General features: G+C 48.1%; 24 protein-coding genes. 14 read left to right on the top strand and 10 right to left on the bottom strand.

The window, feature by feature from the left end; all coding sequences use genetic code 11:
• Nucleotides 1–28: 28 nt before the first annotated feature.
• From QZ371_RS03485 to QZ371_RS03460, 6 genes are read right to left on the bottom strand one after another with little or no spacing between them, the layout of a single operon-like run.
• Nucleotides 29–703 (bottom strand): urease accessory UreF family protein, encoded by a 675-nt coding sequence (locus tag QZ371_RS03485; protein WP_295209504.1) that lies wholly within the window; start codon nucleotides 701–703, stop codon nucleotides 29–31.
• 24 nt (nucleotides 704–727) lie between these two features.
• The gene (locus QZ371_RS03480; protein WP_295209501.1) at nucleotides 728–1,219 is read right to left on the bottom strand and encodes a hypothetical protein; all 492 of its coding nucleotides are present in this window, start codon (nucleotides 1,217–1,219) and stop codon (nucleotides 728–730) included.
• A 45-nt stretch (nucleotides 1,220–1,264) separates the two neighbouring features.
• Nucleotides 1,265–2,977 carry an urease subunit alpha gene (gene ureC / locus QZ371_RS03475; RefSeq protein WP_295209499.1) on the bottom strand — a complete coding sequence of 571 codons (1,713 nt, stop codon included), beginning with the start codon at nucleotides 2,975–2,977 and terminating at the stop codon, nucleotides 1,265–1,267.
• Between the two features lie 3 nt (nucleotides 2,978–2,980).
• Nucleotides 2,981–3,661, bottom strand: coding sequence for an urease subunit gamma (gene ureA, locus QZ371_RS03470; RefSeq protein WP_295209496.1), 681 nt, complete (start codon nucleotides 3,659–3,661; stop codon nucleotides 2,981–2,983).
• Nucleotides 3,662–3,694: 33 nt separating this feature from the next.
• A complete protein-coding gene (locus QZ371_RS03465) occupies nucleotides 3,695–4,012 on the bottom strand; it encodes a hypothetical protein (RefSeq protein ID WP_117957507.1) in 318 nt (105 codons plus the stop codon).
• Complete coding sequence (locus tag QZ371_RS03460; protein WP_295209491.1) at nucleotides 4,009–4,419, bottom strand: hypothetical protein; 411 nt, start codon at nucleotides 4,417–4,419, stop codon at nucleotides 4,009–4,011. Before QZ371_RS03460 ends, QZ371_RS03465 begins: the two co-directional genes overlap by 4 nt.
• Before the next feature lie 494 nt (nucleotides 4,420–4,913).
• On the opposite strand from QZ371_RS03460, the gene speB reads away from it, so the two are divergent.
• From speB to QZ371_RS03410, 10 genes are all read left to right on the top strand, one after another.
• On the top strand, nucleotides 4,914–5,876 hold the full coding sequence (speB, locus tag QZ371_RS03455; RefSeq protein WP_295209488.1) for an agmatinase: 963 nt from the start codon (nucleotides 4,914–4,916) through the stop codon (nucleotides 5,874–5,876).
• 162 nt (nucleotides 5,877–6,038) lie between these two features.
• Nucleotides 6,039–6,929, top strand: a complete 891-nt coding sequence (locus tag QZ371_RS03450) for a transporter substrate-binding domain-containing protein (RefSeq protein WP_295209486.1) — start codon at nucleotides 6,039–6,041, stop codon at nucleotides 6,927–6,929.
• Nucleotides 6,930–6,981: 52 nt separating this feature from the next.
• A complete protein-coding gene (locus tag QZ371_RS03445) occupies nucleotides 6,982–7,644 on the top strand; it encodes an amino acid ABC transporter permease (protein WP_295209483.1) in 663 nt (220 codons plus the stop codon).
• Nucleotides 7,645–7,658: 14 nt separating this feature from the next.
• Nucleotides 7,659–8,318, top strand: a complete 660-nt coding sequence (locus tag QZ371_RS03440) for an amino acid ABC transporter permease (RefSeq protein WP_295209480.1) — start codon at nucleotides 7,659–7,661, stop codon at nucleotides 8,316–8,318.
• A gap of 29 nt (nucleotides 8,319–8,347) precedes the next feature.
• Complete coding sequence (locus tag QZ371_RS03435; RefSeq protein ID WP_295209477.1) at nucleotides 8,348–9,127, top strand: amino acid ABC transporter ATP-binding protein; 780 nt, start codon at nucleotides 8,348–8,350, stop codon at nucleotides 9,125–9,127.
• 40 nt (nucleotides 9,128–9,167) lie between these two features.
• Nucleotides 9,168–10,460 carry a sigma 54-interacting transcriptional regulator gene (locus tag QZ371_RS03430; RefSeq protein ID WP_295209474.1) on the top strand — a complete coding sequence of 431 codons (1,293 nt, stop codon included), beginning with the start codon at nucleotides 9,168–9,170 and terminating at the stop codon, nucleotides 10,458–10,460.
• Nucleotide 10,461: 1 nt separating this feature from the next.
• Nucleotides 10,462–11,169 carry a TRIC cation channel family protein gene (locus tag QZ371_RS03425; RefSeq protein WP_295209471.1) on the top strand — a complete coding sequence of 236 codons (708 nt, stop codon included), beginning with the start codon at nucleotides 10,462–10,464 and terminating at the stop codon, nucleotides 11,167–11,169.
• 3 nt (nucleotides 11,170–11,172) lie between these two features.
• Nucleotides 11,173–11,778: an AAA family ATPase gene (locus QZ371_RS03420; protein WP_295209454.1), complete on the top strand. Its 606-nt coding sequence runs from the start codon at nucleotides 11,173–11,175 to the stop codon at nucleotides 11,776–11,778.
• Nucleotides 11,779–12,004: 226 nt separating this feature from the next.
• Complete coding sequence (locus tag QZ371_RS03415; protein ID WP_295209451.1) at nucleotides 12,005–12,565, top strand: sigma-70 family RNA polymerase sigma factor; 561 nt, start codon at nucleotides 12,005–12,007, stop codon at nucleotides 12,563–12,565.
• The gene (locus QZ371_RS03410) at nucleotides 12,562–13,758 is read left to right on the top strand and encodes a hypothetical protein (protein ID WP_295209448.1); all 1,197 of its coding nucleotides are present in this window, start codon (nucleotides 12,562–12,564) and stop codon (nucleotides 13,756–13,758) included. Before QZ371_RS03415 ends, QZ371_RS03410 begins: the two co-directional genes overlap by 4 nt.
• Before the next feature lie 89 nt (nucleotides 13,759–13,847).
• Here the strand turns inward: QZ371_RS03410 and fabG are convergent, their stop codons facing one another.
• Both fabG and QZ371_RS03400 read right to left on the bottom strand, forming a co-directional pair.
• On the bottom strand, nucleotides 13,848–14,579 hold the full coding sequence (fabG, locus tag QZ371_RS03405; RefSeq protein ID WP_295209445.1) for a 3-oxoacyl-ACP reductase FabG: 732 nt from the start codon (nucleotides 14,577–14,579) through the stop codon (nucleotides 13,848–13,850).
• Between the two features lie 66 nt (nucleotides 14,580–14,645).
• Nucleotides 14,646–14,858 (bottom strand): hypothetical protein, encoded by a 213-nt coding sequence (locus tag QZ371_RS03400; RefSeq protein ID WP_295209442.1) that lies wholly within the window; start codon nucleotides 14,856–14,858, stop codon nucleotides 14,646–14,648.
• Nucleotides 14,859–15,024: 166 nt separating this feature from the next.
• Here QZ371_RS03400 and QZ371_RS03395 point away from each other — a divergent pair, with 166 nt between their 5' ends.
• From QZ371_RS03395 to QZ371_RS03380, 4 genes are all read left to right on the top strand, one after another.
• Nucleotides 15,025–15,573: a hypothetical protein gene (locus QZ371_RS03395; RefSeq protein WP_295209440.1), complete on the top strand. Its 549-nt coding sequence runs from the start codon at nucleotides 15,025–15,027 to the stop codon at nucleotides 15,571–15,573.
• 166 nt (nucleotides 15,574–15,739) lie between these two features.
• On the top strand, nucleotides 15,740–16,315 hold the full coding sequence (locus tag QZ371_RS03390; protein WP_295209437.1) for a D-alanyl-D-alanine carboxypeptidase family protein: 576 nt from the start codon (nucleotides 15,740–15,742) through the stop codon (nucleotides 16,313–16,315).
• Nucleotides 16,316–16,434: 119 nt separating this feature from the next.
• A complete protein-coding gene (locus QZ371_RS03385) occupies nucleotides 16,435–16,587 on the top strand; it encodes a hypothetical protein (protein ID WP_295209434.1) in 153 nt (50 codons plus the stop codon).
• 180 nt (nucleotides 16,588–16,767) lie between these two features.
• On the top strand, nucleotides 16,768–17,139 hold the full coding sequence (locus tag QZ371_RS03380; protein WP_295209431.1) for a metal-dependent transcriptional regulator: 372 nt from the start codon (nucleotides 16,768–16,770) through the stop codon (nucleotides 17,137–17,139).
• A gap of 105 nt (nucleotides 17,140–17,244) precedes the next feature.
• On the opposite strand, the gene dnaJ is transcribed toward QZ371_RS03380, so the two are convergent.
• A complete protein-coding gene (gene dnaJ, locus QZ371_RS03375) occupies nucleotides 17,245–18,390 on the bottom strand; it encodes a molecular chaperone DnaJ (RefSeq protein WP_295209428.1) in 1,146 nt (381 codons plus the stop codon).
• A 160-nt stretch (nucleotides 18,391–18,550) separates the two neighbouring features.
• Entirely contained in the window at nucleotides 18,551–20,422 is a 1,872-nt protein-coding gene (gene dnaK / locus QZ371_RS03370) for a molecular chaperone DnaK (RefSeq protein ID WP_295209425.1), read from the bottom strand.
• Nucleotides 20,423–20,441: the final 19 nt, after the last annotated feature.

Genomic DNA, 20,441 nt, shown 5'->3' with positions numbered 1-20,441 from the left:
ATTAATTTGATAAATTATAGCTTGTGGTTTATGACATATATTGCCTTGAATAAAGTCGCTCGTGCTGCATAGCCCGAAGGTCAAAACCTGCGCCGCTTATGCCGATATCGTCAAGGGACGTGTCGAGGGCTTTTTCTGCGGCGGAGGATATAAGCTCAAAGCTTTCTCCGAGGATTTTTTGCCCTGCAAGCTGGCTCAGCGGCACAAGCTTCACGCAGTTCGTGACTATGGCAGAGCATATCGAATAGCCATACACCGCCAGCCCTTCCGACAGTTCAATGCCGTTGTCACGCATATAAAGCCCGTAGGCGATACATTGATGACCCTTGCAAACACCCTCTCCGGTGAGCTTTTTGTACAGTCCTGTGAAGCTGTTTTCGCCCTTTTCGCAGATCTTGAAAAATCGCCTTGTGACCTTTTCCGAACCGCTGCGTATCTCAAAGGGCGCTTTAGCCGCCGAGTAAATCTCATCCAGCCGACAAAGCTCTTTTTCCTCCGCTGAATAAGCCGCCGCAGCAGCGCCAAGCTCGTTAAAAGGCAGCACGGAAATGTAGGAATGAAGATACTCTTCAAGCCCTTGGGGCGAAGTGATGATATCACGCTGAACGTAGGTCTCAAGGCCGTTTGAAAGTGTGAACGCACCCACGGGGAAAAGGCTGTCGCATATCTGCAAAATGTGCAGAAGCTTTGCGGTATCGGTCATTTTTATCACCTCAGTATGCTGCATTTAATGATGATGTTCGTGATGTTCGTGGCTGTGTTCGTGCTGGTGGGAATGGCTGTGTGAATGTCCGTGAGCCTTGCAGACGATGAAATCATCGAACTTGCCGATTATCTCCTCGCAGTCAAAACCGAGATTTTTAAGGTGTTTTTCCGTTGGCTCGTCACGGGGGATAAGCACGCTGTCAGCCGAAATTTTCAGCGACAAATGCCTGTTGCCGATCTCAAAACAAAGCCTGCCCATTTCCTCCATTGTGTGAACGTTTATCTTGATAAGCGGACAGCTTGTGAGCTTTACCGCAACGCAAAGCTCGTCGTCAAGGTAAATAACATCGCCGTCCTTTAGGTTCTCGTCGATCGCAATGCCGATGTCACGTCCGCCGACAGTCGTCTTGCGGATACGCTTTTTCTCTGCCTCGAACCAGTCGAGTTCAACTGTGTCTATTGGCACGGCAGGGGAGAGCTCCGACAGGTTCCCGATTATTTTTTCAGCAATCATTTTTACTTCCTCGCTTTTTATCTTTTATTGAAATCGATCATTATATCAGAACATAAAATATCTCTGTGCAAGTGCAAGCTCGTCAAATGGCTCGCAGGTTATTACCTTGCCGTCAACTGTTACTGTGTAAGTCTCGGGGTCAACTCTGATATCGCCGCAAACATTGTTGTAGACCATATCCGCCTTTGAGATATTGCGGCAATTCTTGACGGGGAGAACCTGTCTTTTAAGTCCAAGCTTTTCCTTTATGCCGTCCTCATATGCGTATTTTGACACGAACGTGATGCAGGTGCTTGACAGCGCAAGACCGTGGCCGCCGAACATTTCTGTGTAGCAAACAGGCTGAGGGGTCGGGATAGAAGCGTTTGCGTCGCCCATTTTCGATGCGAAAATAAAGCCGCCCTTGATTATCATATCGGGCTTTGCGCCGAAAAATGCAGGGTTCCAAAGCACAAGGTCTGCCACCTTGCCAACTTCAACAGAGCCAACATATTCCGAAACGCCGTGGGTTATCGCAGGGTTTATGGTGTATTTTGAAATGTATCGCTTTATCCTGTAATTGTCGTTGAGTTCGCTGTCCTCGGGGAGAGCACCACGCTGCTTTTTCATCTTGTCCGCCGTCTGCCAAGTCCTCGTGATGACCTCGCCGACACGTCCCATTGCCTGCGAATCGGAGCTCATCATTGAGAAAATTCCCATATCGTGCAAAACGTCCTCTGCGGCGATAGTTTCGGGGCGAATCCTCGAATCCGCAAAAGCAATGTCCTCCGGCACGTTCTTGTCAAGGTGGTGGCACACCATAAGCATATCAAGGTGCTCGTCAAGGGTGTTTGCTGTGTAAGGCATTGTTGGGTTGGTTGAGGAGGGGAGAACGTTCGGGAACGCCGCCGCTCTGATGATATCGGGAGCGTGTCCGCCGCCTGCGCCCTCTGTGTGATAGGTGTGGATAGTTCTGCCCTTGAAAGCGTTGACTGTGTCCTCGACAAAGCCGCCCTCGTTAAGGGTGTCGGTGTGGATAGCCGCCTGCACGTCATACATATCCGCAACAGTAAGTGCGTGGTCGATAACGTCGGGGGTAGAGCCCCAGTCCTCGTGTATCTTCAAGCCGATGCAGCCTGCCTTTATCTGTTCTTCAAGTGTAGTGATATCGCTGGAATTGCCCTTGCAGAGATAGCCGAAATTCATCGGCAGATCTTCGGAAGCTTCCAACATTCTGTGGATATTGAACTCGCCAGGGGTGCAGGTGGTGGCATTTGTGCCGTCCGCAGGACCCGTTCCGCCGCCGATCATAGTAGTAATGCCGCTGTAAAGCGCCGTTCTCACCTGTGTCGGGGAAATAAAATGAATGTGCGTGTCAAGTCCGCCGGCGGTGAGGATAAGTCCCTCGCCTGCGATAGCTTCCGTGGAAGCGCCTATTATCATGTTTTTGTCAACGCCATTCATGATGTCGGGGTTGCCTGCTTTGCCTATTCCTGCGATCTTGCCGTCCTTAATGCCAACGTCCGCCTTTATAATTCCTGTGCTGTCGATGATAAGAGCGTTTGTTATTACCGTGTCAAGGCATTCCTTGTCGGTGGCTTTGCAGGATTGTCCCATTCCGTCACGGAGAGATTTTCCGCCGCCGAATTTGGCCTCATCGCCGTGAACAGTCAAATCTTTTTCCACCTCCGCAATAAGGGAAGTGTCGCCCAAACGCACCCTGTCGCCGACGGTCGGGCCGTACATATCGCAGTAAGCTTTTCTTGAAATCTCGATCATTTCCTACACCCCCTTGAAGCCAAGCTCTTTTGCCTTTGCAAAGGCCGCCTGCTTAATGTTTTCGTCGTCCATTTTTCCGTTTACAAGTCCGTTGAGACCATATCCCACACGATCGCCGCCGATAGGGATAAGGCGGACGGTCTTTTTCTCGCCCGGCTCAAATCTGACCGCCGTGCCTGCTGGAATGTCAAGTCGCATACCATAAGCCGCCTTGCGGTCAAATTCAAGGGCTTTGTTGACCTCAAAGAAGTGGAAGTGTGAGCCGGTTTGAATAGGTCTGTCGCCTGTGTTTGAAACTGTCAGCTCAATGCTCTCCGTGCCCTCGTTGAGCTTTATGGTGCCCTCTTCAACGATAAATTCGCCGGGGTTGAGCTTGCTATTTCCCTTGATAGGATTATGTACAGTCACAAGCTTTGTGCCGTCGGGCATTGTTGATTCTATCTGAATTTCGTGTATCATTTCGGGAACGCCGTCCATAACGTCGTCGGCGGTGAGAAGCTTTGTGCCATATTGCATAAGCTCGGCGGCGGAGACCCCAGCCCTTGCCTTTTCCATAACCATCATACTAATGTATGCCACCGCCTCGGGGTAATTGAGTTTTAGCCCTTGAGCCTTGCGGTCACGGGCGAGCACCCCAGCGTAATGGAGCATAAGCTTATCCTGCTCTCTTGGAACAAGTCGCATTATTATTCCTCCTATTTATATAGTATAGTGTATTTACTGCTTTTTTTCTGTAAGGGCTTTTCTTACTACTCCCTCAGGGTCGCTTATGAGCATAGTGCCGAGCCATACGACGGTGCCGAGTGCAACAACGCAGATCCCTAAAAAGCTGTCGTTTATCATGTCTGCTGTGGCAGGGGTGAAATATCCTGCGCCCTGCTCTTTGTATTCAAAAAGTGCGTCCACGAGCCACATTATAGATGCGCCCCAGTACATATAGCACATCAGCCCCACTTTAAGCTTTCTGGCTTTTGGTGATGTGTACCATACTATAGTAACGATAACGGCAGCTATGAGTGTGATAAGAAGTGTCATACGGCGTCACCTCCCAGCTTTGCAGTCTTTTTTGGCTTACGTTTCAGTATCTTGTCAGACACCACAGTCAGTACAGCCCATACCGCTGTCACAAGAACAGCCATTGATGTTCCGACAGTCGCCATTTCGTGGAATGCTACTGCCATTTCCGAAGGGTCGTTCGCCGCTGTCAGGAATGGGAAGAACGGAGAAATCTCACCGTGCCACAGGTGCTCAAATGCCAAAAGACCTGAGCCGCCCCACAGAAAGCCTGAGAGCCTTGTTATCTTTTTAGAAAGAGGAAGCTTGTCCTCCAAAAGAGCCTTGACCTTTGTCTGCTCCTCAGCCTTTGCCTCGTGAGACTTAACTGCCTTTGCCACAATTGTTGTAACGATCGCTTCTGTTGCTGGTACTAAAAAACAAGCCATAATAAAACATCCTTTCAAAATCATTTGCTGAATATAATATAGATTTAGATTATAAAAAAACAACGCCCTTATAGACCGACAGGCATTTGCCTAGTCGGTTATAAGAGCGTCATTGCTTTGATCATATTATAGCACAGCGCTTTCTGTTTGGCAATAGTGTTAAAGAAAATTTCTTATTTTATTCAGTTTTGAATAAAAAATAGCTATAAACAAAATGAAAGTCATAATATATAAAGCTGCATTTTGTCAGTTCGTAAATCTGCACAAAGAAGCTATTCAAAAGTGAATAATGAATAATGTTGCATTGTGCAAATGACGTAAACACGCTATTTGCGGTATAACAAACGCTATTCCGAAGTGAATAAAATTTTAAAAAATCAAAAATTAGCCCTTGACAACTTGCAGGAAGCGTGATATAATTCTGCACATAGAGCAATTCAGAAATGACTTGGATATGTTTCTAGCGATTTTTTTTGAAAGGAATGTGACCTCAAATGATCAACAACAATTGTCAGCCACCGAGTGCCTCAGGCTCTCCTCGTTTTTGTAATATGGGTAATTTTATGAGGCTTCCACACGCAACCTCAGCAGAGGGATTGGATTTCGCTATCGTTGGTATCCCATTCGATACCGCCGCTTCTTTCAGAGCAGGCGCAAGATTTGGTCCTAACGGAGTAAGAAACATTTCCGCAATGATAAAGCCTAACAATGTTGCAATGGGCGTAAATATTATGGACTCCCTCAAGGGCGCAGACCTTGGCGACGTTCCTGTAATTCCCGACTATATCCACGAAACTTACGCAGCTATCGAACAGACCCTTGACGGCGTTCTTGAATGCGGCGCAGTTCCGATAAGCATTGGCGGCGACCACGCTATCACCCTTGGTGAGCTGAGAGCTATCGCCAAAAAGCACGGCAAGGTAAGCCTTGTGCATTTCGATTCGCACCTTGACCTTTGCGATACAGTTTTCGGTCAGAAGTACAATCACGGCACGCCATTCAGAAGAGCGATGGAAGAGGGTCTTATCGATCCGCACAAGTCCGTTCAGATCGGTATGAGAGGTTCTCTTTACGATCCTGACGACTTCAAGATCGCCGCAGACCTTGGCTTCACAGTTATCCCGGGCGACAAGCTCCACACCTATTCCCCTGAGGATCTTCTCAAGGTCATCAAGGAAAAGGTGGGCGACAACAAGGTGTTCCTCACATTCGATATCGACTTTGTCGATCCTGCATATGCACCGGGCACAGGCACACCTGAGGTCGGCGGATTCACTTCTTTCGAGACACTCCAGTATATCAGAGCTTTGAAGGACTTGAACTTCACAGGCTTCGATGTTGTTGAAGTCGCTCCGCCATACGATCATTCAGAGATCACGGCATATATGGGCGCAAACATCATCTTCGAGTTTATGTCCATTCTCGCTTATCAGAAAAAGATCGGCAAGAGAAAATAAGTATTCAAGATTTTCCCCCCTTATAATATTATTTAACGCAAAGGAGCGTTGGCATTCGGTGATAAGTCGCCGAGTTTGCCGGCGCTTCGATTTTTTTTCACGGTGATCAAATTACATTTTAGAAAGTAAAATGAAAAATTAAACGAAAGGCAGAGATCAGTTATGAAAAACGAAAGAAGATTTGGAATGTTAAGAAGAGTTTGTGCAATGGCGGTAGCTTCGGTGCTGGCAGTAGGATGTCTCACAGCCTGCGGAAGCAGCAAGAATTCGGGACCGCTCACACTCGATCAGATCAAGGAAAATGGCAAGCTCACAGTTGCGACGGAAGCCGCTTATGAGCCTTTTGAATATATGGACGGCGATAAGATCGTCGGCTACAATGCAGATCTCTTCGCTAAGATCTGCGACGACCTCGGCGTTGAGCTGGATTATATCGACCTTCCTTTCCAGGGTATCCTTGCAGGACTTGAAGCCAAGAAGTACGACGTCGTTGGTGCAACCCTCGGCGTAACGGCTGAAAGAGCAAGCAAGTACACAATGACTTATCCTATCCAGAACGGTACAACAGTTTTCGTAAAGAGAAAGGGCGACGACAGTATCAAGTCCATCGAGGATATGTCGGGCAAGAAGGTGGGTACACAGACTTCCTGCTATAACGAGGACGACACAAAGAAGTTCAATGAAAAGCTCCAGTCAGAGGGCAAGGAAGGCTATTCCGAGCTGCTCACATACGATTCATTCCCTGAGGCTTTCGCAGAGCTTAAAAACGGCAAGATCGACCTTGTTGCTCAGAATTATGCAAGCTGCGCCGCAGTCGTAATGAAGAACCCCGACGATTACGAGATCGTTTGTGACGATTCGGGCAATGCTGAAATGGTCGGCACAGATACTTGGGTATCTTGGGCTGTTCGTAAGGAAGACACAGAGCTTTCAGACTATATCGATTCCGAGATACACAAGTTCAAGGAAGACGGCACTCTTGCAGAACTTCAGAAGAAGTGGTTCGGCGAGGCAACAGACCTTCCTGAGTCAGATTATATCCCTGCCGAGTAAACGACCTTTGAAAGGAGGATATGTTCCGCAAAGCGTCGGAGCATAGATCATAATGGAGAATTTTAACATAGTATGGCAATATAAAGACCTGCTGCTGAAAGGTCTTGGCTATACAGTATTCGTATCCGTTGCGGCGATACTCATAGCGCTTTGCGTTGGAATGTTGCTTTCGGTAATGAGAATGGGCGGTGATTCGCTGCCCTCGAGAATACTGAAAAAGTTTGTTGCGGTCTATATAAGCTTTGTCCGTGGCACACCTGTGCTGGTGCAGATCTATATAATCTATCAAGCGCTGGCTGTAATGGGACTGAACCTTTCAAACCTCGCCTCGGGCATAATCGCCCTTAGCCTTAACAGCGGCGGATTTATCGCAGAGATCATCAGAGGCGGCCTCACCGCTATCCCAAAGGGTCAAACTGAGGCTGCAAGAGCTCTCGGAATGAGCGAGCCAAAGATACTTATGAGGATAGTTTTTCCACAGGTGTTCAAGGTGGCTCTCCCACAGCTCACCAGCGAGTTCATCAACGTTATCAAAGTATCGCCAATGCTTTCTGTACTGGCTATCGTGGAGCTTACAAGAACAGCTCAGCGTCTTGTAACGCAGACATACATAAACCTGCCTTTCTATATTGCAATAGCAGTTATGTATTTTGTTATCTGCGCAGGACTTGAAGAGCTTGTAAAGCTTCAAAAAAAGAGACTTGAAAGAAGATAAGGAGGCGGAAGTCAATGGACGAATTTATGCACGTTGCGGAAATAGCGCTTCCGCTGCTCTTGCAGGGACTTGGAACAACGGCTGCGATATCCGTTCTTTCAATTCTCATCGCAATGGTTTTAGGCTCGGCGGTGGGCTATATGTGCCTTTCAAAAAATAAGGCGGTGGAGCTTATCGCAAGGGCTTTCATAAAGATATTCAGATGTACCCCGTTTATGGTGCAGGTCTACCTTGCTTATTACGGTCTGCCTGCTCTTGGCTTTGACGTTTCGGCGTTCGCAACAGGCGTTATAATCCTTGGAATGTACACGGCGGCATATACCGCCGTTATCCTTGAAAGCGGCGTCAGCGCTATCCCGAAAGGACAGTTTGAAGCTTCATACGCAATGGGAATGTCAAGATTCAAGACAATGGTAAGGATAATCTTCCCACAGACCCTCAAAATAATCGTTCCGTCATTGACAGGTCAGTTCGTTCAGACCGTCAAGGATTCATCTATCCTCTCGATCATCACAGTTGCAGAAATGACGATGATGACAAAGGAAGCTATCGGTATAACATTCAGTCCGCTGATAGTTTATATCTGCGCAGGCGTGCTTTATTGGGCGCTGAACCTTGTTATCGAGTTTGCTTCAAGATGTATCGAGAAGCGCAACAATCGTGTTGCTATCTGACGGAACAATATAAAGGAGTGTAAAATAAAATGGCTGAAAGCAGAACGCCCGTGATATCAGTTCACGATCTGGCGAAAAATTACGGAGAGCTGAAAGTTCTCAGAAAAATAGATATGGATATTTACAAGGGCGAGGTCGTAAGCGTTATCGGTCCTAGCGGCTCGGGCAAAAGCACTTTTCTCAGATGTCTCAACTATCTTGAAGAGCTGACCTCGGGCGAAATAAAGATCGGCGGCGCAACTCTCAAGGGCATTGACGAGGACAAGCACAACAAAAAGCTCAACGACAAGGCGGCAAAGGAGATAAGAAAGAATGTTGGCATGGTGTTCCAGCAGTTCAACCTGTGGCCGCATAAGACCGTTCTTGAGAACGTTATGGAGTGCCCTGTACAGGTAAAGAAAGCCAATAAGGAAGAGACCCGCAAGAAGGCTATGGAGCTTCTTGCAAGGGTAGGAATGGACGGCAAGGCTGACGCTTATCCAACGCAGCTTTCCGGCGGCCAGCAGCAGAGAGTTGCTATCGCAAGAACCCTTGCAATGGAGCCCGAGGTCATACTCTTTGACGAGCCGACCTCAGCCCTTGACCCTGAGTTCGTGGGCGAAGTGCTCAACGTTATGAAAGACCTTGCGGAAGCAGGAATGACAATGATCGTTGTCACCCACGAAATGGGCTTTGCCGCAGAGGTGGCAAACAGAGTGTGCTTTATGGACGGCGGCTATGTTATCGAGGACGGCACCCCCGAAGAAGTTTTCAAGCACCCGAAGAGCGACCGTGCAAAACAGTTCTTCTCGAAGATATTGAATGTATAAATTTACATCATAACCCCACCGCAGAAAGGAGATCGGCGAAATGGATATGCAGGGACGTCTCGATTACGAGCGGCTTGGACACATTCTCGAAAGCATTCACCCCGGCGTTACTATCGCCGACGGCAGCGGTGTTTTCAGATTTGTTTCTCAGTCATATCTCAGCGGCAGAACTGTGAAAGGTTCGGATATAATCGGCAAGTTCGCAGGCTCGGAAGAGATGATGAAAATGTTCTCCCCTTGTGTGACCCAAATGGTCTATGAGACCCACCAGCGTGTGACAACAGTCCAAAAGGGCGCTGATAACGACGAGACTTTCGTAACAGGCATACCAGTCTTTGACGGCGACGAGCTTGAGATGATAATAAGCTATTCCTCCTGGGAGATAACGGGCTTTGACGACCTCCGTGAGCGTTACAATGTTTTGCAGTATCAGAACAAGAAGCTTCTCAAAGAGATCGACCTTATGTCCTGCCGTGACGGTGGAAAGCGTTATATCGCCGAAAGCAGCCGTTCAAGAGACGCAAGGCGGCTTGTGGGCGTGTTTTGTGACGCAGGCTGCCCCTGCTATATCTATGGCCCGACCGGCAGCGGAAAGAGCTTTCTCGCCTCAACTGTATACGGCAAAAAGGGTGCGCTTTATTCATATGACTGCGCCCCTGTAAGCGAGGAAGTCATCGAAAGCGAACTGCTTGGCGAGGGCTCGATGATATCGCCGCTGTCGGGAATATATGCGGTGGTGATAAAGCATATCGACAAGCTGTCCGCAAAGCTTCAAAGGGCTGTTATCGAAAAATGCCGACAGGCAGGCGTTGTGCCTGTCGGGCTTTCGGAATATTCACTTGAGGAGCTCCGTGCAAAGGGCAGGGTGACGGAGGAGTTCGTAAGCGAGTTCGACCCATATCAAGTGCAGGTCTATTCCCTAAACGAGCGTGCGGAGGACTTGAAAAGCTTTATCGACTATTACCTCGCAACGGCCAACAAGAAGTATTCACGGAGCGTTGAATTCACCCCGAGGGCGCTGGGCTGTTTGTTGGGATATGATTGGAAAGAAAATATCGATGAAGTGCATAGGACTATCGAGCGTATCGTGCTCACCTCTGAGAAGAAAAAGGTGGACATTTTCGATCTTCCCGATAGGATAACGGGAAGCTCTTCGGAGGTTTTTGCGCAGAACGCTTCCCTCAAAGATATGCTGGAATTTTACGAAAGCGGCTTGATAATACAGGCCTATGAAAAATACAGGACCTCCGTTGCGGTGGCGCAGAAGCTTGGCATAAGTCAGGCGACTGCGGTGCGAAAGATACACAAATATGTAGGCAAGGGCGTTGACTGAAATGAACGAACATTTTGACGTTATCGTCACCATACTGGAGCTTATCGGCACGGCAGCATTTGCGGCAAGTGGAGCACTAACGGCGATAAAAAGGCGCTTTGACCTCTTCGGAGTAATAATAATCGGCGTGACGACGGCGGTCGGCGGAGGGATAATGCGTGATATCGTCATCGGAAGCCACCCTGTTGCGGCGTTCCGTGATCCGCTTTCAATGACAGTTGCGGCGGCGGTGTCGGTGGCGATATTCTTGGCATTGGCTGTCAATGGCGGTTTCGGCGACAGAGCCCTGCGGCTTTACGATACCGCAATGCTGCTGCTCGACACCATCGGGCTGGGCATTTTCACGGTGACGGGAATAACGGCGGCAATGCGCAGCGGCGCCTCGGATAACAGCTTTCTTATGGTGTTTTCGGGGGTCATAACGGGCGTTGGCGGCGGAGTTCTGAGGGATATTTTCGTCAACAAAAAGCCTGAGATATTCGTCGGCAACATATATGCTTGCGCTTCGGCAACAGGTGCGGCAGCGTTTTTAATGACCTACGGCACGATGTCGTTTATGCTGGCCTGCATAATAAGCCTTTCGGTAACATTTTCCCTGCGGCTGCTGTCGGTGAAATTCGGCTGGAATCTGCCGAAAATTTGCATAGGCAGGACTGAGCGCAGGATAGAGACTACGAAAGAAAATCTCATAAATAAAAAAGGAGCATAGACTATGAAAAAGTTTATTATTACCATAAGCCGTGAGTTCGGCTGCAACGCAAGGGAAGTTGCAAGAAAGGCGGCCGCCGAGCTGGGCGTTGAATTTTACGACAAGGATCTTGTTGATATGGCGGCGGAGCGTGCAGGCATTAGCCGTGATTCGTTCCTTGACAGCGAAGAAATGCTTGACAAGAATGCAGACCGCCTACTGAAATCCTTCGGCTACGGCTCGTCAACGCAGTTTTACTCTGACAAAGCCGTCAAAGCGCAGGTGGACGTTATCCGAGATCTTGCCAACAAGCGTGTGCCTGCAATATTCTTCGGCAGGTGCGCAGACTATGTGTTGAGAGAGTACCCGAACCATATGAACGTGTTCCTCTATGCGCCTTTCAATGCGAGAATAAAGCATATGTGCGAGACTTACAACCTTTCTTGGGGCGAGGCGGAGAAGCTCATCAAGCGTGTTGACCGCCAGCGCCACAACTATTATAAATACGTCACAGGCAAGAACCGTGGCGATCGTGACAACAAACATCTTATGATCGACGTCAGCGAATACGGCACAGACCTTACCGCAGAAATGATCTGCTATGCCGCAAGAAAGATGTTTGAGGACTAAGACTAGGACTATTCCGATTGATTACCAAATCTTCATTCGTGGGGGTGCTCTTTGTGAGTACCCTCATTTTTTTATTTTACGCCCTATTTGCATTTCCCGATAACTTATGCTATATTATTCATAGCGAAAAAATAAAAATCAAAAAAAATTTCAAAACCATAAAACCAAAGATCACTTTTCTCGTCATTATAGGTGAAAGGACTTTCAAACATAAGGGGGCGGAATAATGGAGGACGTGGAGATAATCAGCCTGTATGAGAATAGAGACGAGCAGGCTATCGTCCAGTCAGATGTGAAATATGGCGTCTATTGTTATTCTATCGGCTATAATATACTGGGCTCAAAGGAGGACGCAGAGGAGTGCGTCAACGAGACTTGGCTCAGCGCTTGGAACAGCATACCGCCGCAGAAACCAAGAAAGCTTTCGGCTTTTTTCGGCAGGATAACAAGAAATCTGGCTTTCGATAAATACCGTGCTTCAAAGTCCGCCAAGCGTGGCAGGGGCGAGATCGCAGCGGTGCTTGAAGAGCTTGACGAGTGCATACCGGATAAGCACACAACGGAGACCTTGTGCGACGGCAGAGACCTTGAAAAGCTTATCGCAAGCTTTGTGAGCGATCTTCCCGAAAGAGACAGAAATATTTTTCTGCTGCGCTATTGGTTCGCCAAACCCATAAAAGAGATAGCAAAGAAATATGTGATGAACATCAATACAGTCAAGGCAAGCCTTTATCGAAGCAGAAATAAACTAAAGGCTGTGCTTGAAAAGGAGGGAGTACCTTTATGAAAATGAACGGAGAGGACATTTTCAAGGCTCTTGAAAATACCGATGAAAATTTCCTTGAGGAATGTCAGCAGGAAGGCGGAAAAGCAAAAATAATTGTGTGGAAAAAGTGGGCGGCGGTGGCAGCCTGCGCAGCCCTTGCCGTTACCTCAACTGTCGTATATCTTGCCGACAAGTCTAATTCCCCTGTGGAGGTGGATAAAGCGGCAGCCGCAAAACAGCAGACCAAAGAAACCGATAATGAGGACTATACAGACTATGCGGACGACGCAGACGGCTGCGGTATTAACAGCGGCGACAGCGAGGTCGAGTACCTTACAGATCAGGAATATTGGGATCTTCTTGACAACTATGATAAGTACCAGACCGTTGATTATAACGGCAAAAATTATATGACGACGTGGAATGAGATGTCCGAGGAATGGTGCGATCAAAAGCTTGACAGCCAGACCCTCGAGGCGGACGCCCCCGACAGCAAAACGGAGACAAAAACAGTAGATATATATTCGATCAAGGGGGTCGATCCCGACGTGGCAATTGCGGTGAAGTTCCCTTATGGTGAGACCGCTTCCTATCTCGTGTCAGATTACAGACCGGCGGATTTTTCACAGCTTGCGAGGGATTTTTCTCTTGAAAGCAATATGAAGCTTGACTATGCCTACAAAGCTATCGACGCTTCAACAGAGCGTATGTATGATAATTTCGATACCGCAAAGGTCTTTGAATTTATAAAAGCCGCTTATGATGAGCAGACCCTTATCGACAGGTTTAATGATGATGACGAGGACTTTGCGAACATTGATTTTAACGACGTAAATTTCCTCGGCGATGAGACCGCAGATGAAAAATCCGAATCTCAAGCGCAATCGCAAAGCGAAAGTTTAGCCGAGCAGCACGTCATAGCCTATGACGATATGTATGCGATATACGGCTCCATAGACTGCATTGGCGAGGAAAATCTTGCTATCCTGTTCTGGGCGGACGGATATATGGATATCGAGATCGGCGGAGCTATGTACAGCTATTATATCGGTTTTGACAATATAAAAGCGCTGAGCGATTATCTTGAAAGCAATTCGGGCAAGAAAGATATCGGTATAGCCGAACCCGAGGACCCGTCAGAAGAGGCAGTCGATGACGGCAATGCTGTCACGACGACCACCGCTGCTGTCACAACAGTAAGCGAAGTTCCGTGAAATTAGTATCCCCATAACTTCATAACCACCCTATAAAAACACCCCGAAGGGCGCTGATACGCTCTTTCGGGGTGTTTCTTTCTCATTTGTCATATCCAAGCGCCGTCGACACGAATGACCTGTCCGTGAATGTAGTCCGACTGGTCTGAGGCAAGAAATTTCACGGCGTTGGCAACGTCTTTCGGCGTGCCTATCCTGCCGACTGAGATCTCGTCCACCACCGCCTGAACGTCCTCGGGGGAAAGTTCGCCGTTCATTTTTGTGTCGATCATTCCGCAGGAAATGCAGTTGACCTTAACACCGCTGACGGCAACCTCTCTTGCCAGCGCCTTTGTGAAGCCGATCAGCCCTGCCTTTGCGGCGGAATATGCCACCTCGCAGGAAGCCCCGACCTCGCCCCACACCGACGAAATGTTCACGATATTGCCCCTGTGCGCCCTTATCATTTCGGGCAGAACAGCCTTTGAAAGCCGCATTGTCCCCAGCAGGTTCACGTTCAGCATTTTGCAAAGCCGCTCGTCGGTCATATCCGTGAAAAGCCCGATATCCGCAATGCCTGCGTTGTTCACAAGAAGTTCTGGCTCGCCCAAAATAGTTTTTATCTTGGCAAGACCGCCCTCAATGCTGACCTTGCTGGAAATGTCCATAAAAAACGCCTGCGCCGTGTGTCCGCCTGCGCAAAGCTCCGCCGCAAGGGCTTTCGCCTGCGCCTCGCCGTGGTTATAGCATACCACAGTCCGCCAGCCCTCAGCCGCAAGAACACGGCATATCGCCGACCCGATACCTCCCGAGCCTCCTGTGATAATGGCTGTTTTTGACATATTATTACCTCCGCACAATTTTTTAGCTGAGATAATTATACCACAATGGGGCGAATTTTTCAACGGCTATTTCTCGTTTTCGTCCACCCATTTTCTTGCAAAGCCAGCGTTCAGCGCCGAGCGATTGTAGACCCTGCCGTTTTCGGCGGTGTAATTGTCTGTGATGATGTATTCCTGCCCTGCGGAAATAATGTCGTGTGGCTCGTAGACCTTTGTACCGTCCGCCGCCTGCGGAAAGCGGCTCTTGTCCTTTTTGCTGCGATCGTCTTTGTTTGCCATTGCGTTCACGCTCCTGTTTCAAGTTTTGAAAATAGTTTATCCGAAAGAATAGCGTTTATGCGGAATGATCTTTGTGATGATAGGGTGAAAAATCTGCATATGCTGTTGAAAAAGTGCGAAAATAGTGATATAATTATTGTAACGAATTTTGTTTGGAGCATTGATAATGGAAAAATACAATAGAAAAAAAGCCGTGCTGACCGCACTTTTAAAATGGGTGGAGACCGAATTTTTCGGCATTTTCATATTCCTGTTTTTCATCGCCGTGGCAAGACCTTTCGGCGCATTTGCAAATATAATTTTCGGCCTGACAGGTCTGCTGACCGTTGTGTGCCTTATGGCGGATTTCGGCTTGAAACAGGGCGAAGAAGCACGCAATAAGGTGACCTTCCACGGCGAAAAGGACTGCCCGAATTACGGCTTCACGCTGGGACTTATCGCAAGCATACCCTGCTATGTTATGATGATAATACTGATGATATCGAAATTCAGTGGGGCGTTCAATTTTATGCCTGCATATAAGCTCCTTGACGCTTGCTTTTACCCTCTTATCGACTGGGCGGCACATTCTGCCGACGTAAAAAATATGTCGCCATTTGTGTTCATTATGACGGCGATATTCCCCCTGCTTTACCCATTTGCAACGTGGATAGGCTTCAAGATATCCTACAAGCAGATCGACGTCAAGGAACGTGTGGTTTACAAACATAAATAATATTTCAAAACACTATGGGCGAAAATTGTTGTGAGCCTTGTCGAACAGCAATTTTGCCTTTTTGTTTTGCTATTTTTGAATTTAGCCCCAAAATATTTTTGCACATTTTCCGCATTTCTGAGTATACTAAAATAAGAATAATCAGAAAACGGGAGGTCTCGCAAAAATGGATTACCTTATGCTGGTGGATAAATTCAACCCTGTGGACAGCAAGCTCGCCAATACCCTTGAGCTCACGGAGGTGCAGGGAAAGCTTGTGGAAGCGCAGGCCGGCAGACAGCTCAGAATGCTCCTCAAAGAAGCCGCAGAGGCAGGGATAAATCTGCGGATCATCTCGGCGTATCGCTCATTCGAGTATCAGCAAATGCTGTGGGAAAGGGAAGTCTCTCACGAAATGTGGGGCGGACTTGACTATGAAAACGCTGTTGCAAAGGTGGCAAGAACGCTGGCTCTGCCCGGCTCCAGCGAGCACAATACAGGCCTTGCGGTGGATATCGGCAGGGCGGAGGATACTGACGTCAGCGATGATTTTTACCGCACCGCTGAATCACGCTGGTTGTGCGCAAACGCCGCAAAATACGGCTTTATCCTGCGCTATCCACGAATGAAAGAGCATATCACAGGCATTGATTTTGAGCCTTGGCATTATAGATACGTTGGCACAGAAGCGGCGGAGCTTATAACCAAAAGCGGCGTGTGCCTTGAAGAGTTCCTGCATTTTTATTCCGAGAAATATATTTAAGCGATAAGCTCAAAAAGAGTTGACATAACTGTCCGTTTGTAGTATAATTGTAACAGAACATTATAGCTTTTATTGCTTTGTTATGTGTGGAAACTTTTTTATAGAAAGGAAGTTTTGTTATGTCAAACTATTCAAGAAAGAAATCATTTTGGGCATTGATGGGTGCGCTTATCTTGGTCATCGCTTCAACTGCTTTGTTTGTATATAAGTATTTTGAGGATAAGGAATATTCCGAAAAGTGGAAAGACTATGATGAGTGCGGCATACAGTAAGCCGCAGAGAAGTTAACGATATTCTGTGACTGCTGCGGTCAATTGCTGCGGCAGTTTTTTATACAAATTTCCGCCTCTCAAATTAGCTAAAAATGATATTGAAAAGCGGCGTGAAATGTGGTATAATAAAGTTTAAACGAATTTGAAATTTACCTATTCATCATAAAGGAGGATCATAAAATGCAGATCAGAGAATCCGCAGAAAATTATCTTGAAACTATACTTATCCTCAGCCAGCGCAAGGGCAAGGGCGAGGTCAGAAGCATTGATATAGTAAACGAGCTTGAGTTTTCAAAGCCAAGCGTAAGCGTTGCAATGAAAAATCTCCGTGAGAACGGCTACATAACTGTAAATAAGGACGGCTATATCGAGCTTACCGACAAGGGTCTCGAGATCGCCGAGAAGATGTATGAGCGCCACACTCTGCTTTCAAAGTGGCTCATCACATTGGGTGTTGACGAGAAGGTCGCTGTTGAGGACGCCTGCCGTATGGAGCACGTTATCAGCGCTGAATCTTTCGCCGCTATCAAAAAGCATACAGGTATTCTTTAATTGAATTTGTACGATATTCGCCGTGGGTATTTCCTGCGGCGATTTTTTATTATATAATTTTTGCAACAAAAAAGGAGAACAGCCCCGTGCCGTTCTCCTTGATCTTTATTTGAATTTATCCTTGAGCTTGTCAAAGAAAGTCTTGCGCTTTGCGTAATTCTTTTCGCCCAGCGATTTTTCAAATTCACGAAGTTTTTCCTTCTGATCCTTTGAAAGGTTGCGTGGAACTTCAACAGTCACACGAACGTAGTGATCGCCGTGATCGTTCCTGTTGACCTTCATGATGCCCTTGCCTCTCAGACGGAATACCGTGCCCGTCTGGGTGCCCTCGGGAACATTGTACTTGACCTTGCCGTCAACAGTCGGAACTGTGATCTCGTCGCCAAGTGTCGCCTGAGTGTAAGTAAGCGGTATCTCCGTCCATACGTCATAGCCGTCACGCTCGAAGATCGGGTCGGGACGTACAGTTACATTGATGTGCAGATCGCCGTTAGGGCCGCCGTTTATGCCGCAGTTGCCCTCGCCGCCAACTCTAAGCGTCTGTCCGTCGTCGATACCGGCAGGAATTTCGATCTCCTTTTCGGAAACCTTCTTAACTCTGCCCTGTCCGTTACAAGTGTGGCAAGGATTGTCAATGATCTGACCCTTACCACCGCAGCGACTACAAGTCGTGGTCTGAGCGATGTTGCCGAAAGGCGTCCTCTGCATTATCCTTACAGTACCCGTGCCGTGGCAGTCTGGACAGGTCTTAGGTGACGAACCGGCCGCAGCGCCTGTGCCGTGACAGTCTGAACACTTCTCAGCCCTGTTGATACGAATTTTGACCTTCTTGCCCTTGCAGGCTTCCATAAAGTCGATAACAACGTTTGCTCTGATATCTTCGCCACGTCTTGGTGCGTTCGGATTTGCAGAACGTCCGCCGAAACCGCCGCCAAATCCGCCGAAAATGGAGTCGAAAATATCGCCCATATCGCCAAATCCGCCGAAGCCGCCTGCTCCGCCAGCGCCTGCGCCATAGTTCGGGTCAACGCCTGCGTGACCGAACTGATCGTATCTTGCTCTCTTATCCTTATCCGAAAGCACCTCGTAGGCCTCGTTTACCTCCTTGAACTTATCCTCACATTCCTTGTCGCCGGGGTGGAGGTCAGGGTGATACTGCTTAGCCATTTTACGGAAGGCTTTCTTTATCTCATCGTCCGTTGCGCCCTTTGAAACGCCAAGGACTTCATAATAATCTCTTTTTTCAGCCATATAAACGCCCGTGTTCTTGTCAGCTCCATTATCGTGAAAACTTTAGGGAACGGGCTTGCCTCCTTTTTGGTAAGTATGTGCTTTCACTTTCAAGCTGTCTCATAATACGGCAATAGCCTCTGCCTGAGAAGTCAGACAGAGGTCGCCGCAATTGTCAATATTATTCAGCGTCTGTGAACTCAGCGTCGATAACATCGTCGCCGCCCTTTGAAGAGCTTGCGTTGCCGCCCTGAGCTGCTCCGCCCATATTGTTAGGGTCAAAGCCTGCTGCGCCGCCTGCTGCCTGCTGTGCCTGAGCAGCCTGCTGGTAAACCTTAGTTGCAACGCCCTGGAATGTCTCCTCGAGCTCCTTGTGCTTAGCCTTGATAGCCTCGATATCTGTGCCCTTGAGAGCTTCCTTCAAAGCGTCGATCTTAGCCTGACAAGCTGACTTGTCAGCAGCGTCTACCTTGTCGCCGAACTCGCCGAGAGACTTTTCAGCCTGGAAGCAAAGCTGGTCAGCTGCGTTTCTTGCGTCAACGTCTTCCTTCTTCTTAGCGTCCTCAGCTGCGAAAGCTTCTGCTTCCTTAACAGCCTTGTCGATATCGTCCTTAGACATATTTGTTGAAGAAGTGATTGTGATGTTCTGCTCCTTGCCAGTACCCAAGTCCTTAGCGGAAACGTGTACGATACCGTTAGCGTCGATATCGAATGTTACTTCGATCTGTGGAACGCCACGAGGAGCCGGAGCGATACCGTCAAGTCTGAACATACCAAGCTGCTTGTTGTCCTTTGCGAACTCACGCTCGCCCTGGAGAACGTTGATATCAACGGCTGACTGATTGTCGGCAGCTGTTGAGAATATCTGTGATTTCTTTGTTGGGATAGTTGTATTTCTTTCGATGATCTTTGTGCAAACGCCGCCCATTGTCTCAAGACCGAGGGACAGAGGAGTTACATCGAGGAGGAGCAGACCGTCCTTAACGTCGCCACCGAGAACTCCGCCCTGATATGCAGCACCGAGGGCTACGCACTCATCTGGGTTGATGCCCTTGAATGGCTCCTTGCCGAGGAACTTCTTAACAGCTTCCTGAACGGCTGGGATTCTTGAAGAACCGCCGACCATAAGAACTTTCTGAAGCTCGCTAGCTGACAGACCTGAATCTGAAAGTGCCTGACGAACCGGACCCATTGTTGATTCAACAAGGTCAGCTGTCATTTCGTTGAACTTAGCCTGTGTAAGTGTCAGTTCAAGGTGCTTAGGACCTGTTGCGTCTGCTGTGATGAATGGGAGAGAGATAGTTGATGAAGCAGTAGATGAAAGCTCGATCTTAGTCTTCTCAGCAGCTTCCTTAAGTCTCTGCATAGCCATCTTATCGTTTGAAAGATCAACGCCTTCTGCGCTCTTGAACTCAGAGATCATCCAATCAATGATCCTCTGATCGAAGTCATCGCCGCCCAGGTGGTTGTTACCTGCTGTTGCAAGAACTTCTGTAACGCCGTCGCCCATTTCGATGATAGATACATCGAATGTACCGCCGCCGAGGTCGTAGACCATAACCTTCTGATCCTCTTCCTTATCAATACCGTAAGAAAGTGCAGCGGCTGTTGGCTCGTTGATGATTCTCTTAACTGTCAGACCAGCGATCTGACCTGCGTCCTTAGTTGCCTGTCTCTGAGCGTCTGTGAAGTAAGCAGGAACCGTGATAACAGCCTCTGTTACCTTCTCGCCAAGATAAGCCTCAGCGTCAGCCTTCAGCTTCTGAAGGATCATAGCTGAGATCTCCTGTGGTGTGTAATCCTTGCCGCCCATATGAGCCTTGTAATCAGAACCCATATGTCTCTTGATAGAGATTACTGTGTTGTCATAGTTTGTAACTGCCTGTCTCTTAGCTACCTGACCTACAAGTCTGTCGCCGTTCTTTGATACGCCGACAACTGAAGGAGTTGTTCTTGCGCCTTCGCTGTTAGGGATTACGACAGCTTCGCCGCCTTCCATAACTGCTACACAAGAGTTAGTTGTACCAAGATCTATACCGATAATTTTGCTCATAAAATCAAATCCTTTCAAA

This window comes from Ruminococcus sp., from assembly GCF_019423705.1.
Lineage (GTDB): Bacteria > Bacillota > Clostridia > Oscillospirales > Ruminococcaceae > Hominimerdicola.
This window is presented reverse-complemented; position numbering and strand designations above follow the sequence as displayed.

Bases quoted from the DNA above. Each gene is read 5' to 3' on its own strand.
- QZ371_RS03440 (WP_295209480.1), top strand. From the start codon at position 7,659: ATGGACGAATTTATGCACGTTGCGGAAATAGCGCTTCCGCTGCTCTTG.
- QZ371_RS03420 (WP_295209454.1), top strand. From the start codon at position 11,173: ATGAAAAAGTTTATTATTACCATAAGCCGTGAGTTCGGCTGCAACGCA.
- QZ371_RS03410 (WP_295209448.1), top strand. From the start codon at position 12,562: ATGAAAATGAACGGAGAGGACATTTTCAAGGCTCTTGAAAATACCGAT.
- QZ371_RS03390 (WP_295209437.1), top strand. From the start codon at position 15,740: ATGGATTACCTTATGCTGGTGGATAAATTCAACCCTGTGGACAGCAAG.
- QZ371_RS03460 (WP_295209491.1), bottom strand. From the start codon at position 4,419: ATGGCTTGTTTTTTAGTACCAGCAACAGAAGCGATCGTTACAACAATT.
- QZ371_RS03485 (WP_295209504.1), bottom strand. From the start codon at position 703: ATGACCGATACCGCAAAGCTTCTGCACATTTTGCAGATATGCGACAGC.
- QZ371_RS03445 (WP_295209483.1), top strand. From the start codon at position 6,982: ATGGAGAATTTTAACATAGTATGGCAATATAAAGACCTGCTGCTGAAA.
- fabG (WP_295209445.1), bottom strand. From the start codon at position 14,579: ATGTCAAAAACAGCCATTATCACAGGAGGCTCGGGAGGTATCGGGTCG.
- dnaJ (WP_295209428.1), bottom strand. From the start codon at position 18,390: ATGGCTGAAAAAAGAGATTATTATGAAGTCCTTGGCGTTTCAAAGGGC.
- QZ371_RS03395 (WP_295209440.1), top strand. From the start codon at position 15,025: ATGGAAAAATACAATAGAAAAAAAGCCGTGCTGACCGCACTTTTAAAA.
- QZ371_RS03435 (WP_295209477.1), top strand. From the start codon at position 8,348: ATGGCTGAAAGCAGAACGCCCGTGATATCAGTTCACGATCTGGCGAAA.
- QZ371_RS03385 (WP_295209434.1), top strand. From the start codon at position 16,435: ATGTCAAACTATTCAAGAAAGAAATCATTTTGGGCATTGATGGGTGCG.
- QZ371_RS03480 (WP_295209501.1), bottom strand. From the start codon at position 1,219: ATGATTGCTGAAAAAATAATCGGGAACCTGTCGGAGCTCTCCCCTGCC.
- QZ371_RS03415 (WP_295209451.1), top strand. From the start codon at position 12,005: ATGGAGGACGTGGAGATAATCAGCCTGTATGAGAATAGAGACGAGCAG.
- QZ371_RS03465 (WP_117957507.1), bottom strand. From the start codon at position 4,012: ATGACACTTCTTATCACACTCATAGCTGCCGTTATCGTTACTATAGTA.
- QZ371_RS03450 (WP_295209486.1), top strand. From the start codon at position 6,039: ATGAAAAACGAAAGAAGATTTGGAATGTTAAGAAGAGTTTGTGCAATG.
- QZ371_RS03425 (WP_295209471.1), top strand. From the start codon at position 10,462: ATGAACGAACATTTTGACGTTATCGTCACCATACTGGAGCTTATCGGC.
- QZ371_RS03380 (WP_295209431.1), top strand. From the start codon at position 16,768: ATGCAGATCAGAGAATCCGCAGAAAATTATCTTGAAACTATACTTATC.
- ureC (WP_295209499.1), bottom strand. From the start codon at position 2,977: ATGATCGAGATTTCAAGAAAAGCTTACTGCGATATGTACGGCCCGACC.
- speB (WP_295209488.1), top strand. From the start codon at position 4,914: ATGATCAACAACAATTGTCAGCCACCGAGTGCCTCAGGCTCTCCTCGT.
- QZ371_RS03430 (WP_295209474.1), top strand. From the start codon at position 9,168: ATGGATATGCAGGGACGTCTCGATTACGAGCGGCTTGGACACATTCTC.
- dnaK (WP_295209425.1), bottom strand. From the start codon at position 20,422: ATGAGCAAAATTATCGGTATAGATCTTGGTACAACTAACTCTTGTGTA.
- QZ371_RS03400 (WP_295209442.1), bottom strand. From the start codon at position 14,858: ATGGCAAACAAAGACGATCGCAGCAAAAAGGACAAGAGCCGCTTTCCG.
- ureA (WP_295209496.1), bottom strand. From the start codon at position 3,661: ATGCGACTTGTTCCAAGAGAGCAGGATAAGCTTATGCTCCATTACGCT.